Raw genomic sequence first — 24,472 nt, 5'->3', positions numbered from 1 at the left:
AGCCACGGTAGTGGAGTGCGCATCGTCGCGATCGGCGAGCGTGTCGGCGCCTGTGGATCGATTCCTGTTGTGGATCAGCCGCCGGCGCCGTGCTCGAGCGCTGCGCGCCAGAGGTCGGCGATCACGGTGGCCGTCGGCACCGCGCGGGCGGCGGCGAATCCCTCCCCGGCCCACAGCGTGATGGCCTCGGCGTCGTCGGCGGCCGTCGCCGCGCGCCGGATGGGGCCGGTCAGTGTGTTGAGCTCGGGGAACACCGATGGCGCGAGGTGGCCGAGTTCGTGGTGGAACCGGTTGGCGAGTCCACGGGCGGGACGTCCCGAGAACGCCCTGGTGAGCACGGTGTGCGCCGGCGAACCGGGTTCGGTCGCCGCGGCCAGGGCCCGACGGTACGGGGCGCTGGTGCCCGCCTCGGGGGTCCGCAGCAGCAACGTGCCGATGCCGACGGCCCGGGCGCCGAGCCCGAGGAGCCGTGCGACGTCGGATCCGTCGGCCACTCCCCCGGCGGCGATCACCGGTGTCTCCACGGAATCCACGATCGCTCGGAGGAGGTGGTCCAGTGACTCCTCCGGCGGCGTCTGCGCCACGGTGAAGGTCGAGCGGTGGCCGCCCGCGGCCGGCCCCTGCACCCAGAGGATGTCGGCGCCGCGCTCGACCGCCGCGTGCGCGTCGGCAACGGTGGTGACCGTCACGACGACCGCGGCGTCGACCTCGTGGAGGCGGGCGACCTCGTCGGGGCCGGGCAGCCCGAAGGTGAACGACACCCACGGGACCCGCCGGTCGACGACGACGTCGAGGGCGGCGGCGTACTCCGCGGTCGAGAACGACGGCACCTCGGGCACCGCGACGCCCGCAGCCTGCGCCCAGGGCGTGAGAGCCTCGATGTACCGAGCGACGCCTGCCGGATCGGTCTCGTGCGCTCCCGGGGCATCCGGAACGAAGAGGTTGGCGCCGAAGCGCCGAACGCCACGCTCGCGGACGGCATCGAACGAGGCCCTGATCTGCTCGGCCGACCGATAGGCGGTGGCGAGGAAGCCCAGCCCTCCTGCCTCGCCGACGGCGACGACGAGATCGTCGGTGGTGGGTCCGCCGGCCATGGGGGCACCGACGAGCGGGACGGGGAGATCGCGCAGCTGTGCACTCACCCCGGCGACGCTACCGCCGTGCCCGCGGGCTGCCGTCGGGCGCCCACACCCCGGACGAACCGCGCCGGAACGAGCCCACGAGGTGGGTGTCGACGATGCCCAGCGCCTCCATCAGTGCGTACATCGTGGTCGGACCCACAAAGCGAAAACCTCTGCGTCGCAATTCCTTCGACATCGCCACCGACTCGGGTGACGAGGTGGGCACCTCGGTGATCGTCTCGGGGGTGGGGGTGCGATCGGGCCGGAACGACCACAGCAGCGACACCAGTCCCCCGTCGACGGTGTCGCGTAGGGCGATCGTGGCGGCGGCATTACCGATGGTGGCCTCGATCTTGCCGCGGTGGCGGATGATCCGTGCGTCGGTGAGGAGACGCTCGACATCGGTCTCGCCGAACGCTGCGACGGTGTCGACGTCGAAGTCGCAGAACACCTCTCGGAACGCGGGACGCTTGCGCAGGATGGTCGCCCACGACAGACCCGACTGGAAGCCCTCGAGACAGAGACGTTCGAAATGGGCCGACTCGCCGTCGACGGGCATGCCCCACTCGGTGTCGTAGTAGTCGCGCATCATGCCCGGCGTCACCGCCCACGGCGGGCGGGCCAGTCCGTCCTCGCAGACGGTCACACCGAGGGGATCGTCGGTCAACTGCCCATGCTGATCTGGCTGATGGTCCCCTGGAACCCGCCGCGCGAACTCTGCGGCAAGGAGGTCAGCCACACCAGGACGTACGGGGCCGAGCGCGGCTGGCCGATGGTGATCGTGGTCGTCGGGCGGTCGATCGTCGCGGTGGCGACCTGGGTCGTCTCGTCGAATCCCGCGGACGCCGAGGGCGACATCCGGATCTGCAGTGCGATACCGGGGTTCGGTGTTCGGACCGTCACCGTGCGGACCGCGGCCGCCCGATCGAGCGCGAACATCAACCCGAGGCCGTTCTTGAGATTGCCGAAGCGGGGTCCGCCCCGATAGGTGTCGGTGCTCCACGCCGGACCCTGCCCGGTGATGATGTTGCCGACGTTCGTGCTCGAGTCGGCGGTCTGGTTGGAGTAGTCGACCACCGTGACCGACCGCAGGCTCAGGGCGCCGGACGGTGCGGCGGCGGCGCCGGACTGACCGGGCTGCTCCGACGAGGTGATGATCGAGTTGATGTCGGTGGGCCCGTTCGACGAACCGACGGTGTCGGTGAGCCAGACGATCAGCGCGATCACGAGCAGCAGGATCACCAGACCGGCCGCGGCGGCGATCGCGAGGACGCGCATCGAACGCGGTGAGCGGTCGGAGAGCGACAGACGTGACCCACCACGCCCCGCGGCCTGGGGCGAGACGTTGGTGGCGGGTGCCGGACGCTCGGTGTCGTCACCGATGACGGGCATGAGGTCGGTCTTCTGGTCGACGACCGTCGCCTGGTCGAGGACGTGTTGGATCGTTGCGGCCGTGCGGATCCCGCTGTTGCCCTCCAACGCCCGTGCCGCGACGGCGGAGATCTCGAACGGTACGTCGGCGCGGACGGCGCGCGGTTCCTTCGGGATGCCCGCGGCCGACGGTTCGGCGACCGGCAGCCCACCGATCGGTTCGCCGGTCGTCGCGCTGGTGATGGCCTTCGCGGCACCGTCGGGATCGAGGGGCCAGTGCGCGAGGAGCAGCGCGTAGAGCACCGCGCCGAGTCCGCGCACGTCGGTGGTCTTGTCGTCGCCGGCGATGGTGCCGGGGAAGGCCAGCACCGCGTTGCCCTCACGGGAGATACGGATGCGGTCGGGGTGGTCGATCGACAGCGAGCTGCCGGTCCTGTGCGCGGCCTCCGCGGCTGCGGCCAGGGCACGGACGGCGCGTGCGGCGCCGACGGGAGACGGATTGGTCTTGGCGACCTCGGCCAGCGAGGAGCCCGACACCCACTCGGCGACCACGATGCCGCCCGACGATCCGCGGACCACGTCGAGAACGCGGGCGATACCGGGCGAGTTGACCCGGCCCAGTCGCAGGGTGCGCGACAGCACGGCCTGCGGTCCCTCCCCGCGAACGCCCTGGGCCGCACCGGGTTCCGGTGGCGGCGAGGTCTGATCGGCGTCGACGAAGGTCAGGGCGACGTCGCGGTCGAGGTTGATGTCGCGAGCCCGCCAGAACTGCAGTCCGCGCGTGCCGCCGTGTGCCTGCAGGAGTCGGTAGCGGCCGCCGGCGACTGCGGCACCCGGCACGAGGCGCGGCCCGCGACGCGGCGGTCCACCCGTCGGTGTCGGAACGCCGGCAGGGCTCGGGCCGGTCGGAGGAGTCGGTGCCGCAGGCGGATTCGCGTCGGCCGGGGCGGCAGGACCGGGAGCACCGACCGCGGGTCGGGCCCGGGTGGCGGTGTCATCGGCGGTCGGGGCGGCGTCGGGTCGCGACGGTGGTCCGTCGGGCCGCAGGGCGCGCAGTCGGGGGTCGGTGTTCACCGATCCCGGGAGATCGTGCAGACCACCGTGATCGACATCGCGCTCCGCACCGCGGTTGACGTCGTGCTCCGCACGGGAATCGACATCGCGCTCCGCGCCGGGGTCGACCTTCTCCGGGTCGACGCGGTTGTCACCCACGAGGCCAACTCCTCTCCGTCGATACCGCAGATCGCGAGGCGCATCGGGCGACGATCCACCCACCGCACCACCGGTGTGTACCGAATATGCCTGCCAGCTGGCTGTACCGCGATCGAATCGCCGCAACACCTGTACCTGCCCAGAATAGGGGAGGCTCTCGTCACCGGTGATCCGCGGGAACGCGACGGTCATCTCGGCGATGGATTCGTCGGCCGCCTGCGAACGCGGCGCGACGGCCGGGATGAACCGGCCCAGCATGCGCCGGACGCTGACGCTGACCGCGATCACGTCGGGGATCCGTAGGAGGACCAGTGCGGTGTAGACGAGCCCGAGGGCGACGATCGCGGTGAAGACGAGGTAGGCCAGCGATCCGATCTTGCCGTGGTCGGAGGCGAATCGGTGCAGGCCCGACGCCTGCGACACGCCCCACACGAGCGCGCACCCTCCGATGGACGCGGCCAGGGTGAGCAGGGTGGTCCGCGAGACGTTGGTCATGCGGATCCGCCCGAGCCGACGTCGGAGCAGCATGTGCCCGACGATCGCCCCGACGACGTATCCGAGGCCGTTGGAGAAGGCGAGCCATCGGACCACGGTCTGACCGTCGTCGAACAGCACGGGCCCGAGATACGACGACACCGACTTCACGACGGTGATGCCGACCGCAATGGCCGTGGGTGTCCATGCGTCCTCGCGGGCGTAGAAGACACGCAGCTGCACCAGCGTCATCGAGTACGGGATGATCGTGAACGCACCCCAGCTGAGCACCGACCCCAGCTGGTCGGCCGCCGACAGGTCGAACCGCCCGAAATTGAAGATCGCGATGGCGATCGCCGGTCCGAAGAACGTCATGAACGTGATGATCGGCACCAGCGCCACCATGGTCAGACGCGTCGACAGCGACAGGTCGTCGACCACCGAATGGGTGTCCTTCGCCGCGGCGTTGCGCGACAGCCGCGGCATGATCGCGGTGAGGATCGTGACGCCCAGGACGCCGTAGGGCAGCTGCAGCAACTGCCAGTGGGTCGCGTAGACGCTCACGCCGGAGGCATCGGCGTGCGATGCGATCCGGTAGGTGATGAAGAACCCGACCTGCAGCACCGCGACGTAGAGGACGATGGCCGCGGCCATCCGTCCGAACGCCCGCAGGCGGGCGTCGAGCCCCCACCGCAAACGCAGCCGCACCCCGGCGCGACGCAGTGCAGGCAGGAGGATCGCGGCCTGGCACACGACGCCGAGCGTGGTGCCGACACCGAGGACGAGCAGCTTCGCGTCGCCCATCCGGACGGGGTCGAGTGAGATCTCGCCGGGCATCAGGGCGAACACGATGAGGGTGGCGATCTGGACGACGTTGTTGCAGACCGGCGCCCAGGCCCCCGGACGGAACGCGCCCTTCATGTTGAGGATGGCGGTGAACAGCGCCGACATCCCGTAGAACAGGATCTCCGGCAGCAGCAGATAGGCCAGTGCGGTCGCGAGATCGCGGTTGACCTCGCCGTCGCCGAGGTTGAGGTAGGTCAGCAGTGGCGCGGCCACCAGCGCGACGACCGTCGCGACGCCGAGGGTGGTGAGGGCGAGGGTGAAGATCCGGTTGACGAAATCCTCTCCGCCGTCGGGATCCTCGGCCTCGGCACGCACCAGGACCGGGATCACGATCGCGGTCAGCACCGCGCCGAGAACCACCTCGGCGACGATGCTGGGCAACACGTAGGCGGCCTGGAACGACGACGCCGTCGCGGCGCCGAGCGACGCCAACACCAGGATGGTGCGGACGAAACCGCTGATCCGACTGATCAGGGTGGCCAGCGCGATCGACCCACTCGTCCGCAACACGCTCGCGTCGGAGTCGTCCGGCCGGGGGCGGGCGTCGCGCTGCGCCGACGCGCCGGCGGCGGATTTCCGGGCCCGGATCGTCTCGTCGCTGATCTCGACCTCGCCGATGTCGCCCGGGTCGGCGTGCGGTGGGGCCGAGATCGCCATCCGGCGGGTCGGCGGGTCGACGGTGTCGTCCCACTCGGTCCCGTCCCATCCCGTCCGGCGACCGGCCACCTCGAACGGCGGTGGTCGGCGCCCCCCACCGGTCGTCGGGGCGGCGATGCGTGGTGCGGACTCGGGCGGTGGGTATTGCGATGCGAGGGGCGCGTACCCGGCCGGGCGGCGGCGCGGCGGCGGGGGTTCGGTGCGCGTGCGTCGACGCGACCGGGTCGACTCCGGCTCGTCGAGCGCGCCGGGGTCCGAGAGCCGTTGTCCGGCAGGTCGGATGGAACGCGGCGCGGCCCTGCCGTGGGCAGGATCGCCCAGCGGCTCGCCGGTCGCCGGTATGCGACGCGGCGCCGCCCGCGAACCGGTGTCGGCGCTCTCGCCGTCCCGATCCTGCGGGGTGCCGTCGGGGCCGTCAGTCATCGCGGCCGCCGGGACGCTCGGGATCGTGGGCACGGTCGGTGTCGCCGGCCGAACGGATCCGGGGGAACGGGTGCTCGAGGGTGTCCGCACCGGCGCCCGCGTGCCCGCCGTGCAGGTAGCGGCTGTCGGCCATCAGGCGTTCACGCTCATCGGGTTCGGGCCGGTCGAAGTCGGCCGGGTCGGGCTGTCCCCGGAACCGGTGCCAGAGCCGTCGGCCCGCCAGCAGGACCAACAGCACGCCGGCACAGATCGTGATGATGAACAACGCCTTCCCATATGCGTTGGAATGTACTGACAACTCGATCGGACTGCCCATCGCGACACCGCTCGAGGTCACCAGGGCGATGGTGACCGTCATCGACGACGACGACCGCGCCTCGGTCGGCAGCTGGATCTGTCGCGTGCCCTTGGGCGGGATCTCGATCACGCCGATGTCGCCGACGTCGAGATCCGGCGGTGCCGAGGTGTCGAGGCGGACGCGGATCGACAGGGGCAGGTCGTTGCGCACCACCAGCAGCAACGGACTGCGCTCGGAGGCGAGCGTGTACTTCCCCCCGGGATCGAGGATGCTGACCGAATCACGCATCCGGTCGACGGCGCGATCGACCGCCGCGACGCGGGCCCGGGCGGTCGCCACCATCGAACGCCGGTCTGCGGCGTCGTCGACCGGCGCCGACCGCATCGCGCGGATCAGGTCCTCCACCAGCGGTGCGACGTAGGCGCGCGGGGACATCGCGACGTCGTTGCGCGCCACCATCGAGGCCTCGATCTGGAAGATCATCGACGTCGCCCGCGTGATCATCCCGGTGGTGTCGGCGTCGAGGCTGGTCAGACCGACGGTGGTGTCGGGGGGCGTCTGGAGTTCGGCAGTGGTGGAGGTGTCGGTGAGGTCGGCGGCCACGGTCCCGAGCGGCCGGGGTGCGGCGAGACCGGTGTCGAGCAGCAGTGTGGCGGTGTCGAGTACGGCGCGGGCGTCGTCGGCCGAGGCCGACCACACCGCGGGCGGCACGACGACCTCGCTGCGCCCCACCACGGGGGTGTCGACCGGTGCCCCGATCCGCGCCGCCGCCGACCCGGTGGTCGGTGCGATGGCCGAGTAGGTCAGCGCCGACGTTGCCGCGACGCGTCGACTGTCCTGAGACTCCGACTCGAGGTCGAACCGCTGATCGGTGGGCGTGATCGCCGGGGTCGACGGCGCTGCGCCCATCGCGGCCAACGCGGTGGTGACCGACGGGTCGTAGGTCGCGACGCCGACGTCGGCCGCGCGGTACTGGCCGGTCCCCGACGGCGTCGCGGTGCGTATCGACGACGACGCGACGAGCGCGCGGTCGAGTCGGTTCGCGGTGAGCAGTCTCGCGGCGGTGGCATCGAGCGCACCGCTGGTGGGCACCACGAGGTTGCGCAGGCTGGTGACCCCCAGGATCGTGTCGACGATCTCCGCCGGTGACGTGAGACCGGTGCGGGTGAGCGCCGGGTCGGCAGCGGCTGCGAGGGTGTCGAGGTCCACCTGACCGAAGGGCAGCGCCACCACGCACAGTCGTGACGCCATCGTCCGCAACCGTTCCAGCCACGCCCGCGCCGCGGCCGAGCCCGTTCCCTCGCGGGTGGCCGAGCGTGGATCGGTGGGATCGCGCGACACCACGTACCCGGTGGTCATCGCCTGCACCGTCACGAGCAGATCGGGGTCGACGGCGATGCAGGTGCTGCGGGTCAGGGGCGCGTCCGCGGTGGACGTCGCGTCGTCGAGGGTGGTGAGCAGTCCGTCGAGCCGTCCGCCCGACTTCAGCGAGGTGGCGAGATCGTCGCTGACGAGGCGGACATCGGAGTCACCGCCGCCGGGGACGCCGGGGGCGAGTTGACCCGGCGCGGCCAGCGGCCACAGCAGGGTGAACTGCGTGGGCGTGGAGACCGTCGGCGCGACCGAACCGTCGGTCCCCACACCCGGTGCACCGGTCGATCCGGCGGCCATGGCTCCCGCGGCGGTCGTCGCGAGACCCCGGTCGGGCGGCAGGCCCAGCACCGAGAGCAGCGTGCGGGAGTCGTCGAGGCGGGCGGCCTCGCCGTAATCGGGGGTGCCGTTGAGGTTGACCAGCAGGGGGTAGACGCCCGGGGTGTCGACACCGAGTCCTGCTGTGCCGCCGCCGGACTGGGGTTCGGCGGGCGCCGACAGCGGGACGGTCAGCGAGAAACTCCGACGCTGTCCGGGGTCGAGCTCGGACGCGACGTCGCGGAACGGCGTCGTGACCTCGTACTGCGCGGTGTCGCGGGTGAGCGACGACCGCAGGCCCGTCGACGACTGCACCGCGTCGCCGCGCTGCAGTCGCATCACCAGATCGCGCACCGGTCGGTCCCCGACGTTGGAGAGCGTGCCCGTGACGGTCACCGTGGACGGGCTCGACGTGGTCACGGTCGACGGTGACACCGAGTCGATGGCGACGTTGACGAACTCGGCGGGTTCGGGGAACGGTGCCGCGCCCACGGGGCCCGTCCCGGCGATCCACATCGCCGCCACGATCGCGGCGAGCAGTGTCGCGACGGCACGTGCACCGGTGCGCCGGTGGCCTCGTACCGGCGGTCGATGCCGGGTCATCCGTCGTGACGCGGCTCGTGGGCGCCCCGCCTCGGCTCGGACTGCGTCCGTGTCGATTCGGGCTGCGTCCGTGTCGATTCCGGCTGCGCCGGGCCCGACGCCGTACTCGGGGTGCCATCGGCTGCGGCGGGACGTCGGGGGCCGCGGCGACGTCGGCGCGGACGCGGCGCCCGCACCGGCTCCTTGCGGCGCTGGTTGCGTGCGGCCGCGGCCTTCTCGTACTCGTTGGGCTCGGTGCGCACGTTGTCGGCCTCGGAGCGGGCGAGGAGTTCGGGGTCGGAGGTCAGGGAGTCCAGGACGTCGGCGGCGGCGCGGGCGAGACGTCGTTCGTCGGAGTAGGTCAACTTCTTCGGCAGGTCCGACAGCGGGACCCAGGCCACCTCGGCGACCTCGTAGTCGGCGTCGGAGAGCTCACCACCGATCGACCGCATCAGATAGTGGTGCACGGTCTTGTGGATCCGCTTGCCCTCGCTGACGAACCAGTAGTCGATCTTGCCCAGCGAGGCGACGACGGTGCCCTCGATGCCGGTCTCCTCGGCGACCTCGCGCATCGCGGTCTGCTCGACGGTCTCCCCGGTTTCGATGTGTCCCTTGGGAAGTGACCACATCATCCGTCCCCGTCGGTCGACACGGCCGATGAGTGCGGCGCATCGATCGTCGGCGGGACCGTCGATGTTCGACACGACCAGACCGCCGGCCGAGGTCTCGCGCACGGTTCGGAGGCGCGGGCCCGCGTCGGCGTCGGGATCGGCCGGCGTCGAACGCGGCGCGCGGCCCGCCGGACGGACGGCGGCACGCAGATCGGAGGGTTTGACCGCGACGGTGACGTCGCCGTCGCGGGAGCCGCCGACGGCGTTGTCGGGGGTGTCGGAGGTGGGGCGGCTGGGCTTGCGACGCCGACCGCGACGGCCGCGTCGTGATCCGCCGGTGGGGGTGTCGGAACGGGACGGCGACGGTGCCTCGGCGGCGATGTCGGGGGTCTCGGTCGAGCCGGCGGTGCTGGGGGTGTCGTCCGTTGTACGGGGGTCCGTCGTACGGGTGTTCGGGACCGCGACGATGCCCGTCGCCGCCGCGGAACCACGCCTGCGACCGCCGCGCCTCTTGCCGCGCCGACGACGCGGATGTCCTGCGACATCGCGATTCGGCTCGGTGGGTTCGGCTGACACCCCACGATGCTAGCCGCCTGTAACCCCCCGTTCGGGGAACGGTGAGGGTGCCCGTTCGGAGAACGGTGGGTGCGACAGTTCGGAGAACGTGCGAGGTCGGCGAGTCGACGACGCCGGATCGGGTGGATCCGGGGGTCGGTAGGCTGTCACCTCGTGACAGCATCGGCCGGCCAGTCCTCCGACGAGCGCCGCACCCGTCTGCTGACGAACGCGGCGGTCTCGCTGCGTCAGTTCTCCGACGTCCTCACGCCCCTCGGTGACCGTTTCGCCGAGCGCGGTTTCTCCTTGTTCCTCGTGGGTGGCTCGGTCCGCGACGCGGTCCTGGGCCGTCTGGGGACCGATCTGGACTTCACGACCGACGCCCGACCGGCCGATGTACAGGCGCTGCTCCGCGGGTGGGCCGACGCCGTGTGGGACACCGGTATCGAGTTCGGCACGGTCAGCGCGTCGCGCGCCGGCCACCAGATCGAGATCACGACGTTCCGCGCCGACACCTACGACCAGGTGACGCGCAATCCGTTGGTCGAGTTCGGCGACACCCTCGAGGGTGATCTCGTGCGCCGGGATTTCACGGTCAACGCGATGGCGGTGCGTCTCGGGGCGGGCGGCGAGCAGGAGTTCATCGACCCCCTGGACGGGATGGCCGACCTGGTCCGCGGGGTGCTCGACACCCCGTCGCCGCCGGAGGTGTCGTTCACCGACGACCCGTTGCGGATGTTGCGAGCGGTGCGGTTCGTCGCGCAGTTGGGGTTCACCCCGGTGCCGCGGGTGATCACGGCGATCACCGAGATGGCCGATCAGATCCAGCGCATCACCGTCGAGCGTGTCGCGGCCGAGCTCGACAAGTTGATCCTGGGTGAGCACGCGGTCGAGGGTGTCGTGGCCCTCACCGACACCGGTCTCGCCGAGCGGGTGCTGCCGGAGATCCCCGGGATGAAGCTGGCGATCGACGAGCACCACCAGCACAAGGACGTCTACTGGCATTCGCTGACGGTGCTGCAGCAGGCGATCGATCTCGAGGAGAGTGATCCCGATCTCGTCCTGCGGTGGGCGGCACTGCTGCACGACATCGGCAAACCGGCCACTCGCAGGCACGAACCCGACGGTGGGGTGAGCTTCCATCACCACGAGGTCGTCGGCGCGAAGATGGTGCGCAAGCGGCTCAAGGCGTTGAAGTATCCGAAGGCGGTGATCGAGGAGATCGCCACCCTGGTGTTCCTCCATCTGCGCTTCCACGGGTACGACGAGGGCAAGTGGACCGATTCCGCGGTCCGGCGCTACGTCACCGACGCCGGTGATCTGCTCCCCCGTCTGCACAAGTTGGTACGCGCCGACTGCACGACGCGGAACAAACGCCGAGCTCAGCGCCTGCAGCGGACGTACGACGACCTCGAGCGGCGCATCGCCGTCCTGGCCGAGCAGGAGGACCTGCAGCGGGTGCGGCCCGATCTCGACGGCAACGCGATCATGGAACTGCTCGGTGTGCCCGCGGGCCCGGTGGTCGGCCGCGCGTGGCGCCACCTCAAGGAGGTGCGCCTCGATCGCGGACCGCTCGACCGCGAGGAGGCCGAGGCGGCCCTGCTGGCGTGGTGGCAGGAGCAGCCCGATCGACCGGGTTCTTGACCCCTGTCGCCTTCGTTATCATTCCGTTACCTGGTGGTGCGGTCGGTTACCGGCCCGTGACGTACGGGCCGGATCCGGCTACTCTGTGGTCAGGTCGAGACACTGGCCTCGCGAACGACTACATCCCCTCCTCCTCCGTGACCCGCACGATCGACCCTCCGGACACCCCGGATCAGATCTGACGCAGCGTGAACCGATCCGCTGCCGGTGTGGCTGCGAAACGGCGAGGGCAAGACGGGAAACGCACGATGGCCTTCTCTCCCGGGACCGCTCCCACGGTCTCCACCTGCACACTCTCGACCTCGGGTCGGTGAGGCGTATTTCCACCGACTCACGACCGGTACGCTCGAGTCACGACGAGGATTCCTTCGTCGGGGCGTTGGAGGTGTCTGTGCAGTTCGCGCCTGTACGACGTCTCACCGACGGTGCTCTCGCCGCCGCTGAGCTCCAGGTGCGCGGCCCCGCGGGGTCCGCACTGAGCACCGCGGAATCTCTCCGGCACGCTGCGCGCCTCATGCAGCAGGAACACGTCCTCGATCACCACAAGTTCGCGTTCGCGGCCACCGAGCAGGCGCAGACGATCGCCGACATCCTCCCGTTGCTGGTCACGGTCGACCTCGATTCGGTCGACGACGACGATCTCGAGCCCTCCCTGGAGCGGCTCGCGGTCTCGGTCCAGCCCGACGAGATGCTGCACAGCCCTCAGCGGACGATGGCGAAGGTCGCCGCGGCACGTCGTGCCGGCCGGGTGATCTGTGTCGACGGCCTCGGGGTGAGCGAATACGCGATCACGATGCTGGCGCTCATCGAGCCCGACGTGATCATCACCGGACCCGAACTCCTGACCCGTACCACCGAGCCCGACATGGCCCGTCTCGCCCATGCCCTGGCGGCGCACGTGGAGCGCAGCCACGCCGTGGTCATCGCCGAGGGTGTCGACTCGGTGGCGCTCAAGATGGCGGCGCTGACCGTCGGTGCGACCTACGGGCTGGGTGACCTGTATCCCCCCGTGAAAGACCCCGCGGAGTTCGGCGACGAGGCGATCGTGCCCCTGCCCGAGGCCCCGGTGTGGTCGACGCCCGAGACCGGACCGACCACGCCCTACGCCATCGGGTCCGCGGTGCACCGCCCCCGCCGCGGCACCAAGCGCCTGCTCATCGAGATGAGCAAGTCGCTGGAGGCGCAGGCATCGGCGGCCGGTGCGGCGGTCGTGGTCCTCGGTACCTTCCAGCACGCGAAGTTCTTCACGCTGCTCACCGCGAAGCGGTGGAAGGAACTGGCCGAGAACGCCGGTCTGGCCGGTGTCTACGGCGTCGGTCTGGTCAACATGATCGACGGGAACGTGCAGCACGCGCCGCTCGATCCCGACGATCCCCTGGCCGACGAATGGAACGTGGCCGTCCTCGGGCCCCACTTCTGCGCCCTGCTCGCCGCGCGCGATCTCCACGACGAGGGCCCCGATCTCGAGCGCACCTTCGATTTCGTGCAGACCTACGACCGCATGACCGTCACCCAGGCCGTGCACTCGATCCTGAGCCGGTTCACCGTTGTCTGATCGGCCCGGGGCCGACAACGCAGACGACCTGCCGGTCGACGACGAACACCGTCGTCCTGCCGGGGTGTCCGACGCCACCGTCGAAGCGGTCGGCAAGGTCACCGAGGCCCTCGAGTGGGTCGAGCGTGTCCGGGGTCACCTCTACGAGGCCCACCAGATGTCCGGTCACGCCGATCTCCTGTTCGGTGAGGCCGCGGACATGCTGTCCGACGCCGGACACGATGGCCTCGCGGCCGACATGTGGCGAGAGGTCGTCGGCGCCAACACCTTTCCGGGTCGATGGACCTTTCAGCTCGTGGAGGAGTTCGACGACGGCTACTACACCACGGTGAAGGACTTCGAGAAGCGCACGCGCGAGGAGCTCCTGGACGGCCGACGCCATGTCATGGAGTCGGAGATGAAGGAGCGCCGCCGCACCGACGGCCGTACCGGTCACGAGGCACGACCGAGCTGACCCGCGTCGACCGTCGTGATCGCTAGTTCAGCAGATCGCGGCGCTTGGTGGGGTGGTCGGCGTCGATGAGCTTGCGTGCCAGTTCGGCGACCTTGATGTTGGCGTCCTGGGAGAGTTTCCGCATCAGCTCCCACGCCTGTACCGCGTCGACGTCGAATCGCTCCATGACGATCCCCTTGGCCTGCCCGATGGTGTCGCGACTGGCCAGCGCGCTGGCGAACTGGTCGTCCCGTCGCGCCGCGAAGATCGCCAGCGCAGCGTGGGTGGCGACCGCCAGACCGAGTTCCTCCGATTCGGCGTCGAAGGCATTCGCGTTGTGTGCGTACAGGTTCAGCGCTCCCATGGTGGATTCACCGCGGTAGAGCTGAAACGCCACCGTCGAGCGTACGGGGGTCTCCGTGCGGACCGCGGACACGAACGAGGGCCACCGGGTCTCGGTGTCGTAGTCGGGGACACGGACGATGTGATCCGCCCATGCGGCATCGAGACAGGGACCTTCGCGGCGTTCGTGCTGGATGGCGTCGACGCGGGCGGCGACATCGTCGGTGGGAGCCACCGAGGTGAACTCCCCCTTGTCGACCAAGGTGATCCCGCAGTGGTCGGTGCCGGGGACCAGATCGACCGCGCTGTCGGTGATCGATTGCAGCAGTGCGTCTTCACCGGCCGGGTCGTCCTGCTCGTGCAGGGAGCGTGCGAGCTGCGCCAGCGCGAGGAGCGTACTCGTATCGGTCATCTCATCCACGGTCATGCCTTCTCACCTGCTCATGGTCTCACGGGTGAGGGTTCGTCGGTGTTGACAGGCCCCCCGGCCTGGATACACTCGGGCTACGTGCCTGAAGTCCTCGGGTGGTTCGTCGCACATCCTCGAGCCCTCGGAAGGCCGTTCCCTCATGCTGTTCGCATATCCGCGATTCCCTGTCTGCGCAATGCAATCGGTGCTCGCCTCGGCGCGCGATCACGCGTGAGCGAGCCACGGGCGGCCCTGTTCGACATCGACGGCACCCTCATCGACTCGGTGTACACGCATGTCGCCGCGTGGCGGCAGGCGTTCGCCGAGAGCGATCTGACGTTGCCGCACTGGGAGATTCACCGACGTATCGGTGAAGACGGTGCGTTGCTGGTGTCGGAGCTCATCGAGGTCGCCACCGGCGACACCGGATCCGACGATCTCGAATCCCGTCTGTCCGACGCGCACGACCGTGCGTACGCCGAGCGTTCCTCGCAGCTCACGGTTCTGCCCGGTGCGCGCGAACTCGTGCGGGAGGCCAAGCGACTGAACATGCGCGTCGTCCTGGCGACCTCGGCCCCCGACCATGAACTGGCCCTGCTGCGAGAACTCCTCGACGTCGACGATCTCGTCGACGCCGTCACCTCGGGAGCAGACGTCGACACCGCAAAACCTGACTCGACGATCGTCGGCATCGCACTCGACCGTGCCGGTGTGCGGGCCGCCGATGCGGTGATGATCGGCGACGCCACATGGGATTTCGTCGCGGCATCCGACCGTGGCGTTCCCGGGATCGGCGTCCTGACCGGCGGTGTGGGTCGCGGTGAGCTCCTGCAGGCGGGTGCCGGTGCGGTGTACCGCGACGCCGCCGAGGTCGTCGCGAGCGGCGTCCTGGACTCCGGTGATCGGCGGTGACCGCGGTGTCGCGGTGCGTCGTGGTGGTGCCCGCACACAACGAGCGCGACGACCTGCCCGAGGCCCTGGCCGCCATCGACCGCGCCGCGGCGCAGGTGTCGGTGCCGGTCCAGGTGGTGGTCGTCGCCGACGCGTGTGACGACGGATCCGAGACCGTCGTGGGACGGCACGTAGAGGTGCGCACCATCGGCGCGCGCAACGTCGGTGTCGCGCGGGCCACGGGGTTCTCCGGCTTCCCGTGCACCGCGGACGTCTGGTTCGCGAACACCGATGCCGATTCACGGGTTCCGGCCGATTGGCTCGTGCATCACCTGCGTCTGGCCGACGCCGGAGCCGATGCCGTTCTCGGCACCATCGTCCCCGAGAACTGGGAGCGGTGGCCGCGCGACGCCGCGCAGCGGTTCGCCGCGCAGTACATCGACCGCGACGGCCATCGCCACATCCACGGCGCGAACCTGGGCGTGCGCGCATCGGTGTACGGCGCCCTCGGCGGGTTCGCGCCGCTGACCCACGACGAGGACGTCGACCTGGTGCGCCGGCTCCGGGCACACCGGTATGCGATGGAGTGGAGCGCGCAGGCCCCGGTGGTCACCTCCACCCGGGCCCGCGGCCGGGTGCCGGCCGGATTCGCGACCTCGCTGCCCGCGCTCCTCGACACCCCCGTCACCGCCACTCCGAGCGTGGTGGCCGGATGACCCCGGTGATCACGGGGATCGGCCCCACCCTCCCGTTGCCCGGCCATGGGCACACGGCAGAACGGTGGCGAGCCCTGACCGAGGCGGCGCGCGCCGACATCTCCACCGGGCGCCTGCTGGAGGCGCACGTCGATGCCGAGGCGATCCTGCACGACCTGGGTGCCAGGGCACCCGGACCCGGCGAACGATGGGGCGTGTGGGCGGCGGAGGGTCCGCCGCCCACGCTCGCGGCCGATCCGGACCCCGCGTCCACGGACACCTCCACCTGGTCTCTGCGCGGGACGAAGCCCTGGTGCTCGGGCTCCCGCGGCTGCACACACGCGCTCGTGACGGCGTGGCACGAGGGCCGACGCGTCCTGGTCGCCGTCGCCCTCGACGCACCGGGCATCACCGTGGGGAACGACGACTGGCACGCCGCGGGGATGCGGGCCACCGAGACCCACGCCGTCGCCTTCGACGCGACTCCCGCCACCTTCATCGCCGACGCCGAGGACTACTTCGGGCGCCCGGGCTTCTGGCACGGCGCCATCGGGGTCGCGGCATGTTGGTTCGGCGGCGCGCAACGCGTGGCGCAGGCCGTGCTCGCTCACCCTCGCGACGACGATGTCGCGCTCATGCACCGCGGTGCGGTGGACGTGGCCCTGTTCTCGGGCGAGGCCGTGCTCGCCTCCGCCGCGGCCGCGATCGACGATGCGCCCGACGACGGAGTGGCCGCCCAGGTGCTCGCGTTGCGGGTGCGGGCGCACATCGAGTCGGTGGCCGGCGAGATCATCGACCGCGTGGGCCGCAGCCGTGGACCGGGACCGCTGGTCGCCGATGTTTCACACGCAGGTGCGGTCGCCGATCTCACCGTCTACATCCGGCAGTCGCACGCCGAACGCGACCTGATCGCGCTCGGACGACTGTGCACCGAGATCGACGCGAGAAAGGCACCATGACCGCAGCCGATGTCACCAGTGAGGACGCAGAGGGGTTCAACGCAGAGGGGTTCAACGCAGAGGGGTTCGGTGCCGAGGGGCTCGCGACCGCCGAACAGTGGCGGGACTGGCTGTCGACCCACCGGCTGCCAGCCCTGGAACTCACCGAGCCCACGCGGATGTTGGTGGTGTCGGCCCATCCCGACGACGAGGTCCTCGGTGCGGGTGGCCTCATCGCCGAGCGGATCGCCGCCGGGGGCGGGGTGACGGTGCTCTGCCTGTCCGACGGTGCCGCCTCGCATCCCGGATCGCCGACGGTGTCCCCTGCCGACCTGGCGCGTATCCGTCGCGCCGAGCTGGAGGCCTCCCTGGCCGAGGTGGGGGTCGAGCACGTCAGGCACGTGGGTCTGCCCGACGGGGAGCTGGCCGACCACGCCGCCGAGATGGAGGAGGCGGTGGCCGAGGCGATGGAGACGTTCGGTGGCCACGATCTGGTTCTCGCGCCCTGGCGCGGCGACCGTCATCCCGATCACGAGGCCGCCGGCCGCGCCGCGGTCGCCGCGGCACAGCGCACGGGGTCGGTGTTCGCCGAGTATCCCGTGTGGATGTGGCACTGGGCCACCCCCGGCGATCCCGCGGTTCCGTGGGAACGCGCGAGCGCACACCCCCTCTCCGAGGGCGCACACGCGGCGAAGATGCGGGCGGTCGCCGCGTTCGTCAGCCAGATCACCGACCTGTCCCCCGACCCCGCCGACCGCGCGGTGTTGCCGCCGCGGATCCTCGACCGTCTCACCGGCCGCACCGAGGTGTTCTTCACGTGACCGACCCGGCCTACTTCGAGCGGATGTACGCGCGGTCGGATGACCCGTGGGGTTTCGACGACCACTTCTACGAGCGCCGCAAGCGTGAGCTCACCGTGGCCGCGCTCCCGCGGGCGCGTTTCGTCAGCGCGCTCGAGCTGGGGTCGTCGACCGGTGCACTCACCGAGCAGCTGCTCGCGCGGGTGGATCGCGTCCACTGCGTCGAACTGCACCCCCGAGGCGTCGAGATCGCACGGCGACGACTGGTCGCCGACTCCGACCGCGTGCGGTTCGAGGTCGCCGACCTCATCACGTGGACCCCTGGCGAGACCTACGACCTCGTCGTCGCCAGCGAGGTTCTCTACTACCTCGACGCCGAGCCGCTGGCGCGGGCGTTGGGGTGGATCCGCGATCAGCACCTCGCCGGGGCCACGGTCGTCGCCGTGGACTGGCGGCATCCGGTGGACGAGCACCGGTGGTCGGGAGACGAGATCCATCGTCGGCTCACCGAGGTGCTCTCCACCGCGTCGGGTGGCTACCGCGACACAGATGTGACCATCGAGATATTCGAGCCGGCAGGGGTCGAGTCGGTGGCCGTGCGCGACGGTCTGGCGCCGAGCACGACCGATGGCCCGTCCGGCGGCTAGGGGCCGTCAGTCCTGCACGCGGGACAGCACGAAGATGGTGGCGAGGCCCGCGCCGGTGAAGAGTCCGAGCACGGCGCCGGCGAGCGCCAAAGACCCCAGCATCGGCAGCGCGATCACGAACAGGCAGGTCAGCAGGGCGAGCACCATCACGACGGCGTTCACCGACCGCCATTCGCGGCGGTCATCGTCGCGGCTGTCGATCTCGTCGACCATGGTGGTCTGCTCGTCCATGACCCCTACGCTGACAGATGCAGGTAGCGGCCCCGCACCCCGGATCATCACGGTGTGGTCTCGCAGCGGTAACGCTGGAGTCACGGCTTGCCGTTACCATTTCGTGATCGTCGAATCGGTCTGGTTGCGATCTCCGCCAGCGGTGGGCAAGCCCCCGGTGGCGACCTACCGTCGAAGACATGGCTCCTTTCACCACACCCGGACTGACCGCAGACAGCGCTGCGACCGTCGTCGCGACGCTGCAGGAACGACTGAGCGCGCTCAACGACCTGCATCTGACCCTCAAGCACGTGCACTGGAACGTCGTCGGCACGAACTTCATCGGCGTCCACGAGATGATCGACCCGCAGGTCGAGCTGGTGCGCGGCTACGCAGACACCCTGGCCGAGCGCATCGCCACCCTCGGCGAGTCGCCCAAGGGCACCGCCAAGGCCATCGAGGACAGCCGCAGCTGGGATGACTACAGCCTCGGCCGCGACACCGTCCAGGCGCATCTCGGTGCCCTCGACCTGGTCTACGTCGGCTTCATCACCTCGCACCGCGACGCGATCGAGACCACCGGCAAGCTCGACCCCGTCACCGAGGACATCCTCATCGGCCAGACCGCCGAACTCGAGAAGTTCCACTGGTTCGTCCGCGCGCATCTCGAGAGCTACACCGGTGAGCTCGCCACCGCCGGCGCGACCAGTGAGAAGGCCGCTGCAGACCAGGCTCGCTGATCTGCGACGACGCTGTCGCTGAGCTCGCCACCCGTGCGCCGTCGGTGCACGGCCCACAGACGCCCCGACATCGGTCGGGGGAGACAACAGGAGATTCTCATGGGGATTGTTGACAAGGCCAAGAACGCCGCCGAAGACGCCATCGGCAAGGCAAAAGAGGTCGTCGGTGACGCCACCGACAACAAGGATCTCGAGGCCGAGGGCAAGAAGGACCAGGGTTCGGCCGGCGTGAAGAAGGTCGGCGAGAACATCAAGGACAAGCTCAGCTGAGACCAGCTGCTCGCGGAGCCCGAATCGTCTGTGACGGTTCGGGTTTCGTCGTTTGTCGATCTAAATCGTTGGCGGCCAGCACGAATCACGACTTATCCACAGAACACCTGTGGACAGTGGGGATAAATGGCTTTCACGCCTGTGGAGAACCCGTGGATCGTGGGCTGAGGAAATCCATTGCGGATGCGTCGATCTCGATTGTGACCGGCGTCACCCCGAGGAGTTCCCCGTCGGCGGAGACCGGCGTCGGCTCGGCCGTCTCGATCGTCACGGTGCTCGCCCGCAGCGAGTGCACGCCGCGGCGGGAGACGTGCGTCCCGCGGTAGATCGTCGGGAACAGACCCAGCAGGCGCAGCCGGGAGGTGTGCTCGACGAGGGTCACGTCCAGCAGACCGTCGTCGATGCGTGCGTACGGGCAGATCCGCATGCCGCCGCCGTAGCTCGGGGTGTTGCCCACCGAGGCCATCACGAGATCCATCTCGTGGACGATCCCGTCTACCGTCACCCGGAATCGGCGGGGCCTCAGCGCCGCGATCTCGGCGACGGCGGCCAGTGCGTACCGGGACTGCCCCCGAGGGCGCGTCATACCCACCGCACGTTCGGTGACGGCGGCGTCGAGCCCGATCGCCGCGACCGTGCCGAAGGTGGTGGTGCGGTCGCCGACGGTGAGCCGCGCGAGGTCGCACCGAAGCGTGTGACCTGCGACGATGATGTTTGTCGCCCCGTCGATGTCCGTGGTGGGGATCCCCAGGGCACGTGCGTGGTCGTTGCCCGTCCCGGCCGGGATGAGGCCGACGCGCACCTGCGTACCGCGCGCCGCGGCGAGCACCGGGCCGATGGTGCCGTCGCCGCCGATGACCACCACCGCGTCGAGACCCGACGCCGGGTCGCCCGCCCGGGCCACCGCTTCGCGCGCGATCAGCGCGGCATCGGCAGCCGACGACCCCGACCGCGCGTCGACGGTCACACCGCGCGCGGTCAGGGCGGCGATCGCCTGCCGGGCCGTGACCATCGCCGCGCCGTTGCGCGACGTCGGGTTCACCAGCGCCACGACCGATGAGACCGGTCCGCGGTCGGAGTTGCTCACGGGATCAGCGTTCCGGGATTGAGCACGCCCGCGGGGTCGAGCGCGTCCTTCACGGCCCGCAGCATCTCGACCCCGACCTCGCCGATCTCCGCCGACAGGTACGGCCTGTGGTCGGCCCCGACGGCGTGATGGTGGGTGATGGTGGCGTCCGCGGCGACGATGGCGGCGCATGCATCGGCCTTCGCCGTCGCCCACTGCGCCAGCGGGTCGTCTCCCATCCGGTAGATGACCGTGAAGTAGAGCGACGCACCGGTCGGATAGGTGTGCGAGATGTGGCACATCACCAGCGCAGGCGAGCCGCCCGGCAGGCCGTCGGCGGGACGGGACAGTGCGGTGGTCAACGCCGCGACCACCGCGTCGCGCAGCGCGGGGACCCCTGCCCAGGTGGTCGCGGTCTCGAGGGTCTCGCATCCCACACCGATGGCCAGCAGCGCATCACGCAGGTAGGGCGCGCGGAAGCGCCCGTGCTCCCAGGCGTCGGCCGGCGCGGTACCCAACGAGGTGCCGCCCGCGGCCAGCAGCGTCTCCGCGGTGAGGTCGCGCCGCGCCGCACACAGCGACTCGTCGCCCTCGAAGCGGGTGATCGCGAGGACACCGCCGGCCACGGCGTCGTCGCTGACCCCGATCGCGCCGGGTCTGGCCAGGTTCACGCCGGTCTCGACCTCGTCGGACAGTCGTAGCACCGTCGGACCGGTCCCCCGCTGGACGACCGCGCGGACCGCGGCCGCGCCCTCGGCGAAGCTCGCGAAATGCCACGCCTCGTTCACGGCGTGCGGCGGCGTCGGATGCACCCGCAGCGCCACGGCGGTGATGATCCCGAGGGTGCCCTCCGATCCGAGCACCATCTGTCGTAGGTCGGGCCCGGCCGCCGACTTGGCCACGGGGCCGAGGCGGAGCGTCCCGCGCGGGGTGATCGCCGTCAGTCCGACGACCATGTCGTCGAAGCGTCCGTAACCGGCCGAGTCCTGACCTGACGAGCGGGTCGCCGCGAACCCGCCCATGGTGGCGAACTCGAAACTCTGGGGGAAATGGCCGAGCGAGAATCCGTGCTCGGTGAGAAGTTCCTCGGCGCGTGGCCCGGAGACGCCGGCACCGAGCACCGCGATCCCCGACGTCGCGTCGAGATCGATCAGGGAGTCGAACCGGTGCAGATCGAGCGAGATGACGGCACGGTGACGCCCGGCATCGGGATCGAGGCCGCCGACGACACCGGTTCCGCCGCCGAAGGCGACCACCGCGACCCCGGCCTTCGCGCACCAGGCGAGGATGGCGGCGATCTCGTCCTCGGTCCCGGGAGCCACGACCGCGTCGGGCGCGTCCTGTTTGATCGCGGTCCGACGCAGCAGGTCGGGAGTGCTCTTGCCGCCGGCACGGCGCAGACGGTCCTGCGGATCCACCGAGACGCACCCCGACCCGACGATGTCGGCGAGCGCCCCGCGGTCGTCGTCGGTCACGCGGGTCGGTGCGACGGTCACCTCGTCGATCGCGGGCACCGGTCGCGGGTCGCCGCTCACCCCGAGCGCGCTGCGAACGAGGTCGAGGACCGCCGGCGAGAGGGTCGTCGCCTCCTCGGCGACTCCCCAGGCGTTCCACTGCATCGGCGGCAGACCGATCCGGGGTGATCCATGGGCACGAGCGGCGGACGGGGAGGCAAACATGCGTTACAGTTTTACACAACATGTCAACCAGGAACGACGTCCTCGACGCGGCACGGCGCTGCCTCGTCCGCGGATCCGGACGCAAGCTGACCCTCGCCGAGGTCGCCCGTGAGGCCGGCGTGAGCCGACCGACCGTCTACCGGCGATGGCCCGAGGTGAGCGCGGTCATCCGCGACCTCCTGACCCGTGACATGACGAGCCTGGTGACCGAGCACATCACCGCCGTCGACGCCGCGATCGACTCCGCACCCGAATCGAGTCCCCCGAAGGTGCTCGCGGCTCTCGTGGACGGGATCGTCGGCGCCGCGATCGCGTTGAGCGAGGACACCCTGTTCTCGTCGTTGCTGCGCCGACAGCCGGATCTGATGGCGCCATACGTGTTCCAGCGACTGGGAGCCAGCCAACGCGGAGTCCTCGCACTCCTCGACAGCCGCATCACGCAGGCCCAGCAGGTGGGCGCTGTCCGCTCGGGTGATGCGATGCGTCTCGGCGCGATGGTCCTGCTCATCACCCAGTCGGCGATCCAGTCCCGATCGGTGGTGGCACCCGTGCTCGGCGGCGACTGGTCGCAGGAACTGACGCGTGCCCTGTGCGGCTACCTGACCCCGGTCGAGCCGGTGTCGTTGCTGACGACCACCGCAGACATCCCGCCCGGCGACGGTGATCGGGACGAGGAACGATCATGACCACACCACCGCATCCCTTCAGCGCCGACCTCGGCCCCGAACGCTCGCGCCGCGACCGCGCGAGCCTGCAGTCCCGGCGCAGACCGTGGGACGTCCTCGTGGTCGGTGGCGGCGTCACCGGCGTCGGCGTGGCGCTCGACGCCGCCTCGCGTGGTCTCACCGTCGCCCTCGTGGAGGCCGAGGACCTGGCCTTCGGTACCAGCCGGTGGAGCAGCAAACTGGTCCACGGCGGACTCCGCTACCTCGCCTCGGGCAACATCCGGATCGCGTGGGAGAGCGCCGTCGAGCGGCACAACCTCATGACCACGATCGCGCCACACCTGGTCTCCCCCGTCGCCCAGGTCGTCCCGTCCTACTCCGCGGGCCACGGCACCGCCGGACCGGGCATGCGGGGACGCGTCGACGCCGCCATCGGGAGTGCCCTCGTGGGAACGGGTTTCGCCGTGGGCGACCTCCTGCGTCGCGGCGCACGCACCCCGGCCGATGTGCTGGCGCACCCCGCCCGCATCTCGGCGTCCGAGGTGATCGCGGCGTGTCCCGCCGTCGAGACCGAGGGACTGCGTGGTGGATGGCGCTCGTACGACGGCCAGCTCGTCGACGACGCACGACTCGTCGTCGCGATCGCGCGGACCGCGGCCGCCCACGGCGCGGCGATCTGCACCCGGATGCGTGCCACCGAGGTGACCGGTCAGGGCGCGACCGTGATCGACGGGACCACCGGTGACCACCTCGACATCCGTGCGCGCACGGTGATCAACGCGACGGGCGTGTGGGCGGGCACCGTCGACGACTCGATCACGGTGCGTCCCAGTCGCGGAACGCATCTCGTGTTCGACGCCGCGACACTGGGATACCCGACCGGCGCCCTCACCGTCCCGATCCCCGGCGCCCGCAACCGGTTCGTGTTCGCGCTGCCCGAACAGCTCGGCCGCGTCTACGCCGGCCTCACCGACGTTGACGCGCCGGGCCCGGTGCCCGCCGTCCCGCAGGCCTCCGACGACGAGATCGACTCGATCATCGCGACCCTGAACACCGCACTCGCTCGGCCGGTGTCGCGCGACGACGTGATCGGGACGTTCGCCGGTCTGCGACCGCTGCTGCAGGCCGACGGTGAGACGGCCGACCTCTCCCGGGAGCACTCGGTCACCGTCGGTGACGACGGGCTGGTCACCGTGGTCGGCGGCAAGCTCACCACCTACCGCACGATGGCCGCCGACGCGGTCGACGCCGCCGTCGCCCGTGCGCGTCTCGACGCCCATCCCTGTGTCACCGACTCGATCCCGCTCGTCGGGGCGCACGGCACGCGCAACCGTCGACTACCGGCGTCGCTCATCGCGCGCTTCGGCGGTGAGTCCGATCGCGTGGTGCAGGGTGCCACGATCAGTGCGCCCCTCGGGCCGATCGCCCCCGGGATCGACGTGACGCGGGCAGAGGTCGAGTTCGCCATCACCGCCGAGGGCGCGGTCGACGCCGACGACATCCTGCACCGCCGCACCCGTATCGGGTTGGTCGCCGCCGACGCCGATCGTGCGCGTCCGGCCGTCACCCACCTGCTCGACCAGGTCCTCGCGGCACACATCGGTTGATCGACCCCCCGACAGGATCGACCCCCGACCGGCCCCGAACCC

At 70.6% G+C, this 24,472-nt stretch carries 21 protein-coding genes; 12 read left to right on the top strand and 9 right to left on the bottom strand.

The window, feature by feature from the left end:
• Window positions 1–74 precede the first annotated feature (74 nt).
• The 5 genes from TU34_RS21320 to TU34_RS23260 form a co-directional block, all read right to left on the bottom strand.
• Complete coding sequence (locus TU34_RS21320; RefSeq protein WP_203225511.1) at window positions 75–1,142, bottom strand: NAD(P)H-dependent flavin oxidoreductase; 1,068 nt, start codon at window positions 1,140–1,142, stop codon at window positions 75–77.
• Window positions 1,143–1,152: 10 nt separating this feature from the next.
• On the bottom strand, window positions 1,153–1,788 hold the full coding sequence (locus TU34_RS21315; protein WP_045824926.1) for a DNA-3-methyladenine glycosylase I: 636 nt from the start codon (window positions 1,786–1,788) through the stop codon (window positions 1,153–1,155).
• Window positions 1,785–5,681, bottom strand: coding sequence for a murein biosynthesis integral membrane protein MurJ (murJ, locus tag TU34_RS23265; protein WP_150116651.1), 3,897 nt, complete (start codon window positions 5,679–5,681; stop codon window positions 1,785–1,787). Before murJ ends, TU34_RS21315 begins: the two co-directional genes overlap by 4 nt.
• A gap of 415 nt (window positions 5,682–6,096) precedes the next feature.
• The gene (locus TU34_RS21305; RefSeq protein ID WP_052689151.1) at window positions 6,097–8,694 is read right to left on the bottom strand and encodes a DUF6049 family protein; all 2,598 of its coding nucleotides are present in this window, start codon (window positions 8,692–8,694) and stop codon (window positions 6,097–6,099) included.
• Window positions 8,691–9,860, bottom strand: a complete 1,170-nt coding sequence (locus TU34_RS23260; protein WP_082080504.1) for an NUDIX hydrolase — start codon at window positions 9,858–9,860, stop codon at window positions 8,691–8,693. The genes TU34_RS21305 and TU34_RS23260 overlap by 4 nt, the downstream gene beginning before the upstream one ends.
• A gap of 153 nt (window positions 9,861–10,013) precedes the next feature.
• On the opposite strand from TU34_RS23260, the gene TU34_RS21295 reads away from it, so the two are divergent.
• The 3 genes from TU34_RS21295 to TU34_RS21285 all read left to right on the top strand — a co-directional run bounded on the left by TU34_RS21295 (window position 10,014) and on the right by TU34_RS21285 (window position 13,492).
• Window positions 10,014–11,483, top strand: coding sequence for a CCA tRNA nucleotidyltransferase (locus tag TU34_RS21295; protein ID WP_045824925.1), 1,470 nt, complete (start codon window positions 10,014–10,016; stop codon window positions 11,481–11,483).
• 391 nt (window positions 11,484–11,874) lie between these two features.
• Entirely contained in the window at window positions 11,875–13,038 is a 1,164-nt protein-coding gene (locus tag TU34_RS21290) for a DICT sensory domain-containing protein (protein ID WP_082080503.1), read from the top strand.
• The gene (locus TU34_RS21285; RefSeq protein ID WP_045824923.1) at window positions 13,031–13,492 is read left to right on the top strand and encodes a hypothetical protein; all 462 of its coding nucleotides are present in this window, start codon (window positions 13,031–13,033) and stop codon (window positions 13,490–13,492) included. The genes TU34_RS21290 and TU34_RS21285 overlap by 8 nt, the downstream gene beginning before the upstream one ends.
• A 22-nt stretch (window positions 13,493–13,514) precedes the next feature.
• Here the strand turns inward: TU34_RS21285 and TU34_RS21280 are convergent, their stop codons facing one another.
• Window positions 13,515–14,225, bottom strand: a complete 711-nt coding sequence (locus TU34_RS21280) for a GAF and ANTAR domain-containing protein (RefSeq protein WP_052689161.1) — start codon at window positions 14,223–14,225, stop codon at window positions 13,515–13,517.
• A 228-nt stretch (window positions 14,226–14,453) separates the two neighbouring features.
• On the opposite strand from TU34_RS21280, the gene TU34_RS21275 reads away from it, so the two are divergent.
• From TU34_RS21275 to TU34_RS21255, 5 genes are read left to right on the top strand one after another with little or no spacing between them, the layout of a single operon-like run.
• Window positions 14,454–15,134 carry an HAD family hydrolase gene (locus TU34_RS21275; RefSeq protein ID WP_045824921.1) on the top strand — a complete coding sequence of 227 codons (681 nt, stop codon included), beginning with the start codon at window positions 14,454–14,456 and terminating at the stop codon, window positions 15,132–15,134.
• Entirely contained in the window at window positions 15,131–15,829 is a 699-nt protein-coding gene (locus TU34_RS21270; protein ID WP_045824920.1) for a glycosyltransferase family 2 protein, read from the top strand. Before TU34_RS21275 ends, TU34_RS21270 begins: the two co-directional genes overlap by 4 nt.
• Window positions 15,826–16,767: an acyl-CoA dehydrogenase family protein gene (locus TU34_RS21265; protein WP_045824919.1), complete on the top strand. Its 942-nt coding sequence runs from the start codon at window positions 15,826–15,828 to the stop codon at window positions 16,765–16,767. Before TU34_RS21270 ends, TU34_RS21265 begins: the two co-directional genes overlap by 4 nt.
• On the top strand, window positions 16,764–17,567 hold the full coding sequence (locus TU34_RS21260; protein WP_045824918.1) for a PIG-L deacetylase family protein: 804 nt from the start codon (window positions 16,764–16,766) through the stop codon (window positions 17,565–17,567). The genes TU34_RS21265 and TU34_RS21260 overlap by 4 nt, the downstream gene beginning before the upstream one ends.
• The gene (locus TU34_RS21255) at window positions 17,564–18,193 is read left to right on the top strand and encodes a class I SAM-dependent DNA methyltransferase (RefSeq protein WP_052689149.1); all 630 of its coding nucleotides are present in this window, start codon (window positions 17,564–17,566) and stop codon (window positions 18,191–18,193) included. Before TU34_RS21260 ends, TU34_RS21255 begins: the two co-directional genes overlap by 4 nt.
• 6 nt (window positions 18,194–18,199) lie before the next feature.
• On the opposite strand, the gene TU34_RS21250 is transcribed toward TU34_RS21255, so the two are convergent.
• Window positions 18,200–18,424, bottom strand: coding sequence for a hypothetical protein (locus TU34_RS21250; RefSeq protein ID WP_045824917.1), 225 nt, complete (start codon window positions 18,422–18,424; stop codon window positions 18,200–18,202).
• Between the two features lie 179 nt (window positions 18,425–18,603).
• Here TU34_RS21250 and TU34_RS21245 point away from each other — a divergent pair, with 179 nt between their 5' ends.
• Window positions 18,604–19,143, top strand: coding sequence for a Dps family protein (locus TU34_RS21245; RefSeq protein ID WP_045824916.1), 540 nt, complete (start codon window positions 18,604–18,606; stop codon window positions 19,141–19,143).
• Window positions 19,144–19,242: 99 nt separating this feature from the next.
• Window positions 19,243–19,413 (top strand): CsbD family protein, encoded by a 171-nt coding sequence (locus tag TU34_RS21240; protein WP_045824915.1) that lies wholly within the window; start codon window positions 19,243–19,245, stop codon window positions 19,411–19,413.
• Window positions 19,414–19,546: 133 nt separating this feature from the next.
• Here TU34_RS21240 and TU34_RS21235 read toward each other — a convergent pair whose 3' ends face one another.
• Both TU34_RS21235 and TU34_RS21230 read right to left on the bottom strand, forming a co-directional pair.
• A complete protein-coding gene (locus tag TU34_RS21235) occupies window positions 19,547–20,500 on the bottom strand; it encodes a diacylglycerol/lipid kinase family protein (protein WP_045824914.1) in 954 nt (317 codons plus the stop codon).
• The gene (locus tag TU34_RS21230; RefSeq protein ID WP_238981424.1) at window positions 20,497–22,158 is read right to left on the bottom strand and encodes an FAD-binding oxidoreductase; all 1,662 of its coding nucleotides are present in this window, start codon (window positions 22,156–22,158) and stop codon (window positions 20,497–20,499) included. Before TU34_RS21230 ends, TU34_RS21235 begins: the two co-directional genes overlap by 4 nt.
• A 20-nt stretch (window positions 22,159–22,178) precedes the next feature.
• Here TU34_RS21230 and TU34_RS21225 point away from each other — a divergent pair, with 20 nt between their 5' ends.
• On the top strand, window positions 22,179–22,844 hold the full coding sequence (locus tag TU34_RS21225; RefSeq protein ID WP_045824912.1) for a TetR/AcrR family transcriptional regulator: 666 nt from the start codon (window positions 22,179–22,181) through the stop codon (window positions 22,842–22,844).
• Window positions 22,841–24,430 carry a glycerol-3-phosphate dehydrogenase/oxidase gene (locus TU34_RS21220; RefSeq protein WP_082080502.1) on the top strand — a complete coding sequence of 530 codons (1,590 nt, stop codon included), beginning with the start codon at window positions 22,841–22,843 and terminating at the stop codon, window positions 24,428–24,430. The genes TU34_RS21225 and TU34_RS21220 overlap by 4 nt, the downstream gene beginning before the upstream one ends.
• Window positions 24,431–24,472 lie beyond the last annotated feature (42 nt).

It is taken from the genome of Williamsia herbipolensis, assembly GCF_000964005.1.
Classification (GTDB): Bacteria; Actinomycetota; Actinomycetes; order Mycobacteriales; family Mycobacteriaceae; genus Williamsia_A; species Williamsia_A herbipolensis.
Note: the sequence above shows the minus strand (reverse complement) of the source record. Positions and strands in the feature narration are given on the sequence as shown.

Coding starts and splice junctions, on each gene's coding strand:
- TU34_RS21220 (WP_082080502.1), top strand. CDS start 22,841: ATGACCACACCACCGCATCCCTTCAGCGCCGACCTCGGCCCCGAACGC.
- TU34_RS21240 (WP_045824915.1), top strand. CDS start 19,243: ATGGGGATTGTTGACAAGGCCAAGAACGCCGCCGAAGACGCCATCGGC.
- TU34_RS21305 (WP_052689151.1), bottom strand. CDS start 8,694: ATGACCCGGCATCGACCGCCGGTACGAGGCCACCGGCGCACCGGTGCA.
- TU34_RS21260 (WP_045824918.1), top strand. CDS start 16,764: ATGACCGCAGCCGATGTCACCAGTGAGGACGCAGAGGGGTTCAACGCA.
- murJ (WP_150116651.1), bottom strand. CDS start 5,681: ATGGCGATCTCGGCCCCACCGCACGCCGACCCGGGCGACATCGGCGAG.
- TU34_RS21250 (WP_045824917.1), bottom strand. CDS start 18,424: ATGGACGAGCAGACCACCATGGTCGACGAGATCGACAGCCGCGACGAT.
- TU34_RS21230 (WP_238981424.1), bottom strand. CDS start 22,158: ATGTTTGCCTCCCCGTCCGCCGCTCGTGCCCATGGATCACCCCGGATC.
- TU34_RS21280 (WP_052689161.1), bottom strand. CDS start 14,225: ATGACCGATACGAGTACGCTCCTCGCGCTGGCGCAGCTCGCACGCTCC.
- TU34_RS21225 (WP_045824912.1), top strand. CDS start 22,179: ATGTCAACCAGGAACGACGTCCTCGACGCGGCACGGCGCTGCCTCGTC.
- TU34_RS21265 (WP_045824919.1), top strand. CDS start 15,826: ATGACCCCGGTGATCACGGGGATCGGCCCCACCCTCCCGTTGCCCGGC.
- TU34_RS21245 (WP_045824916.1), top strand. CDS start 18,604: ATGGCTCCTTTCACCACACCCGGACTGACCGCAGACAGCGCTGCGACC.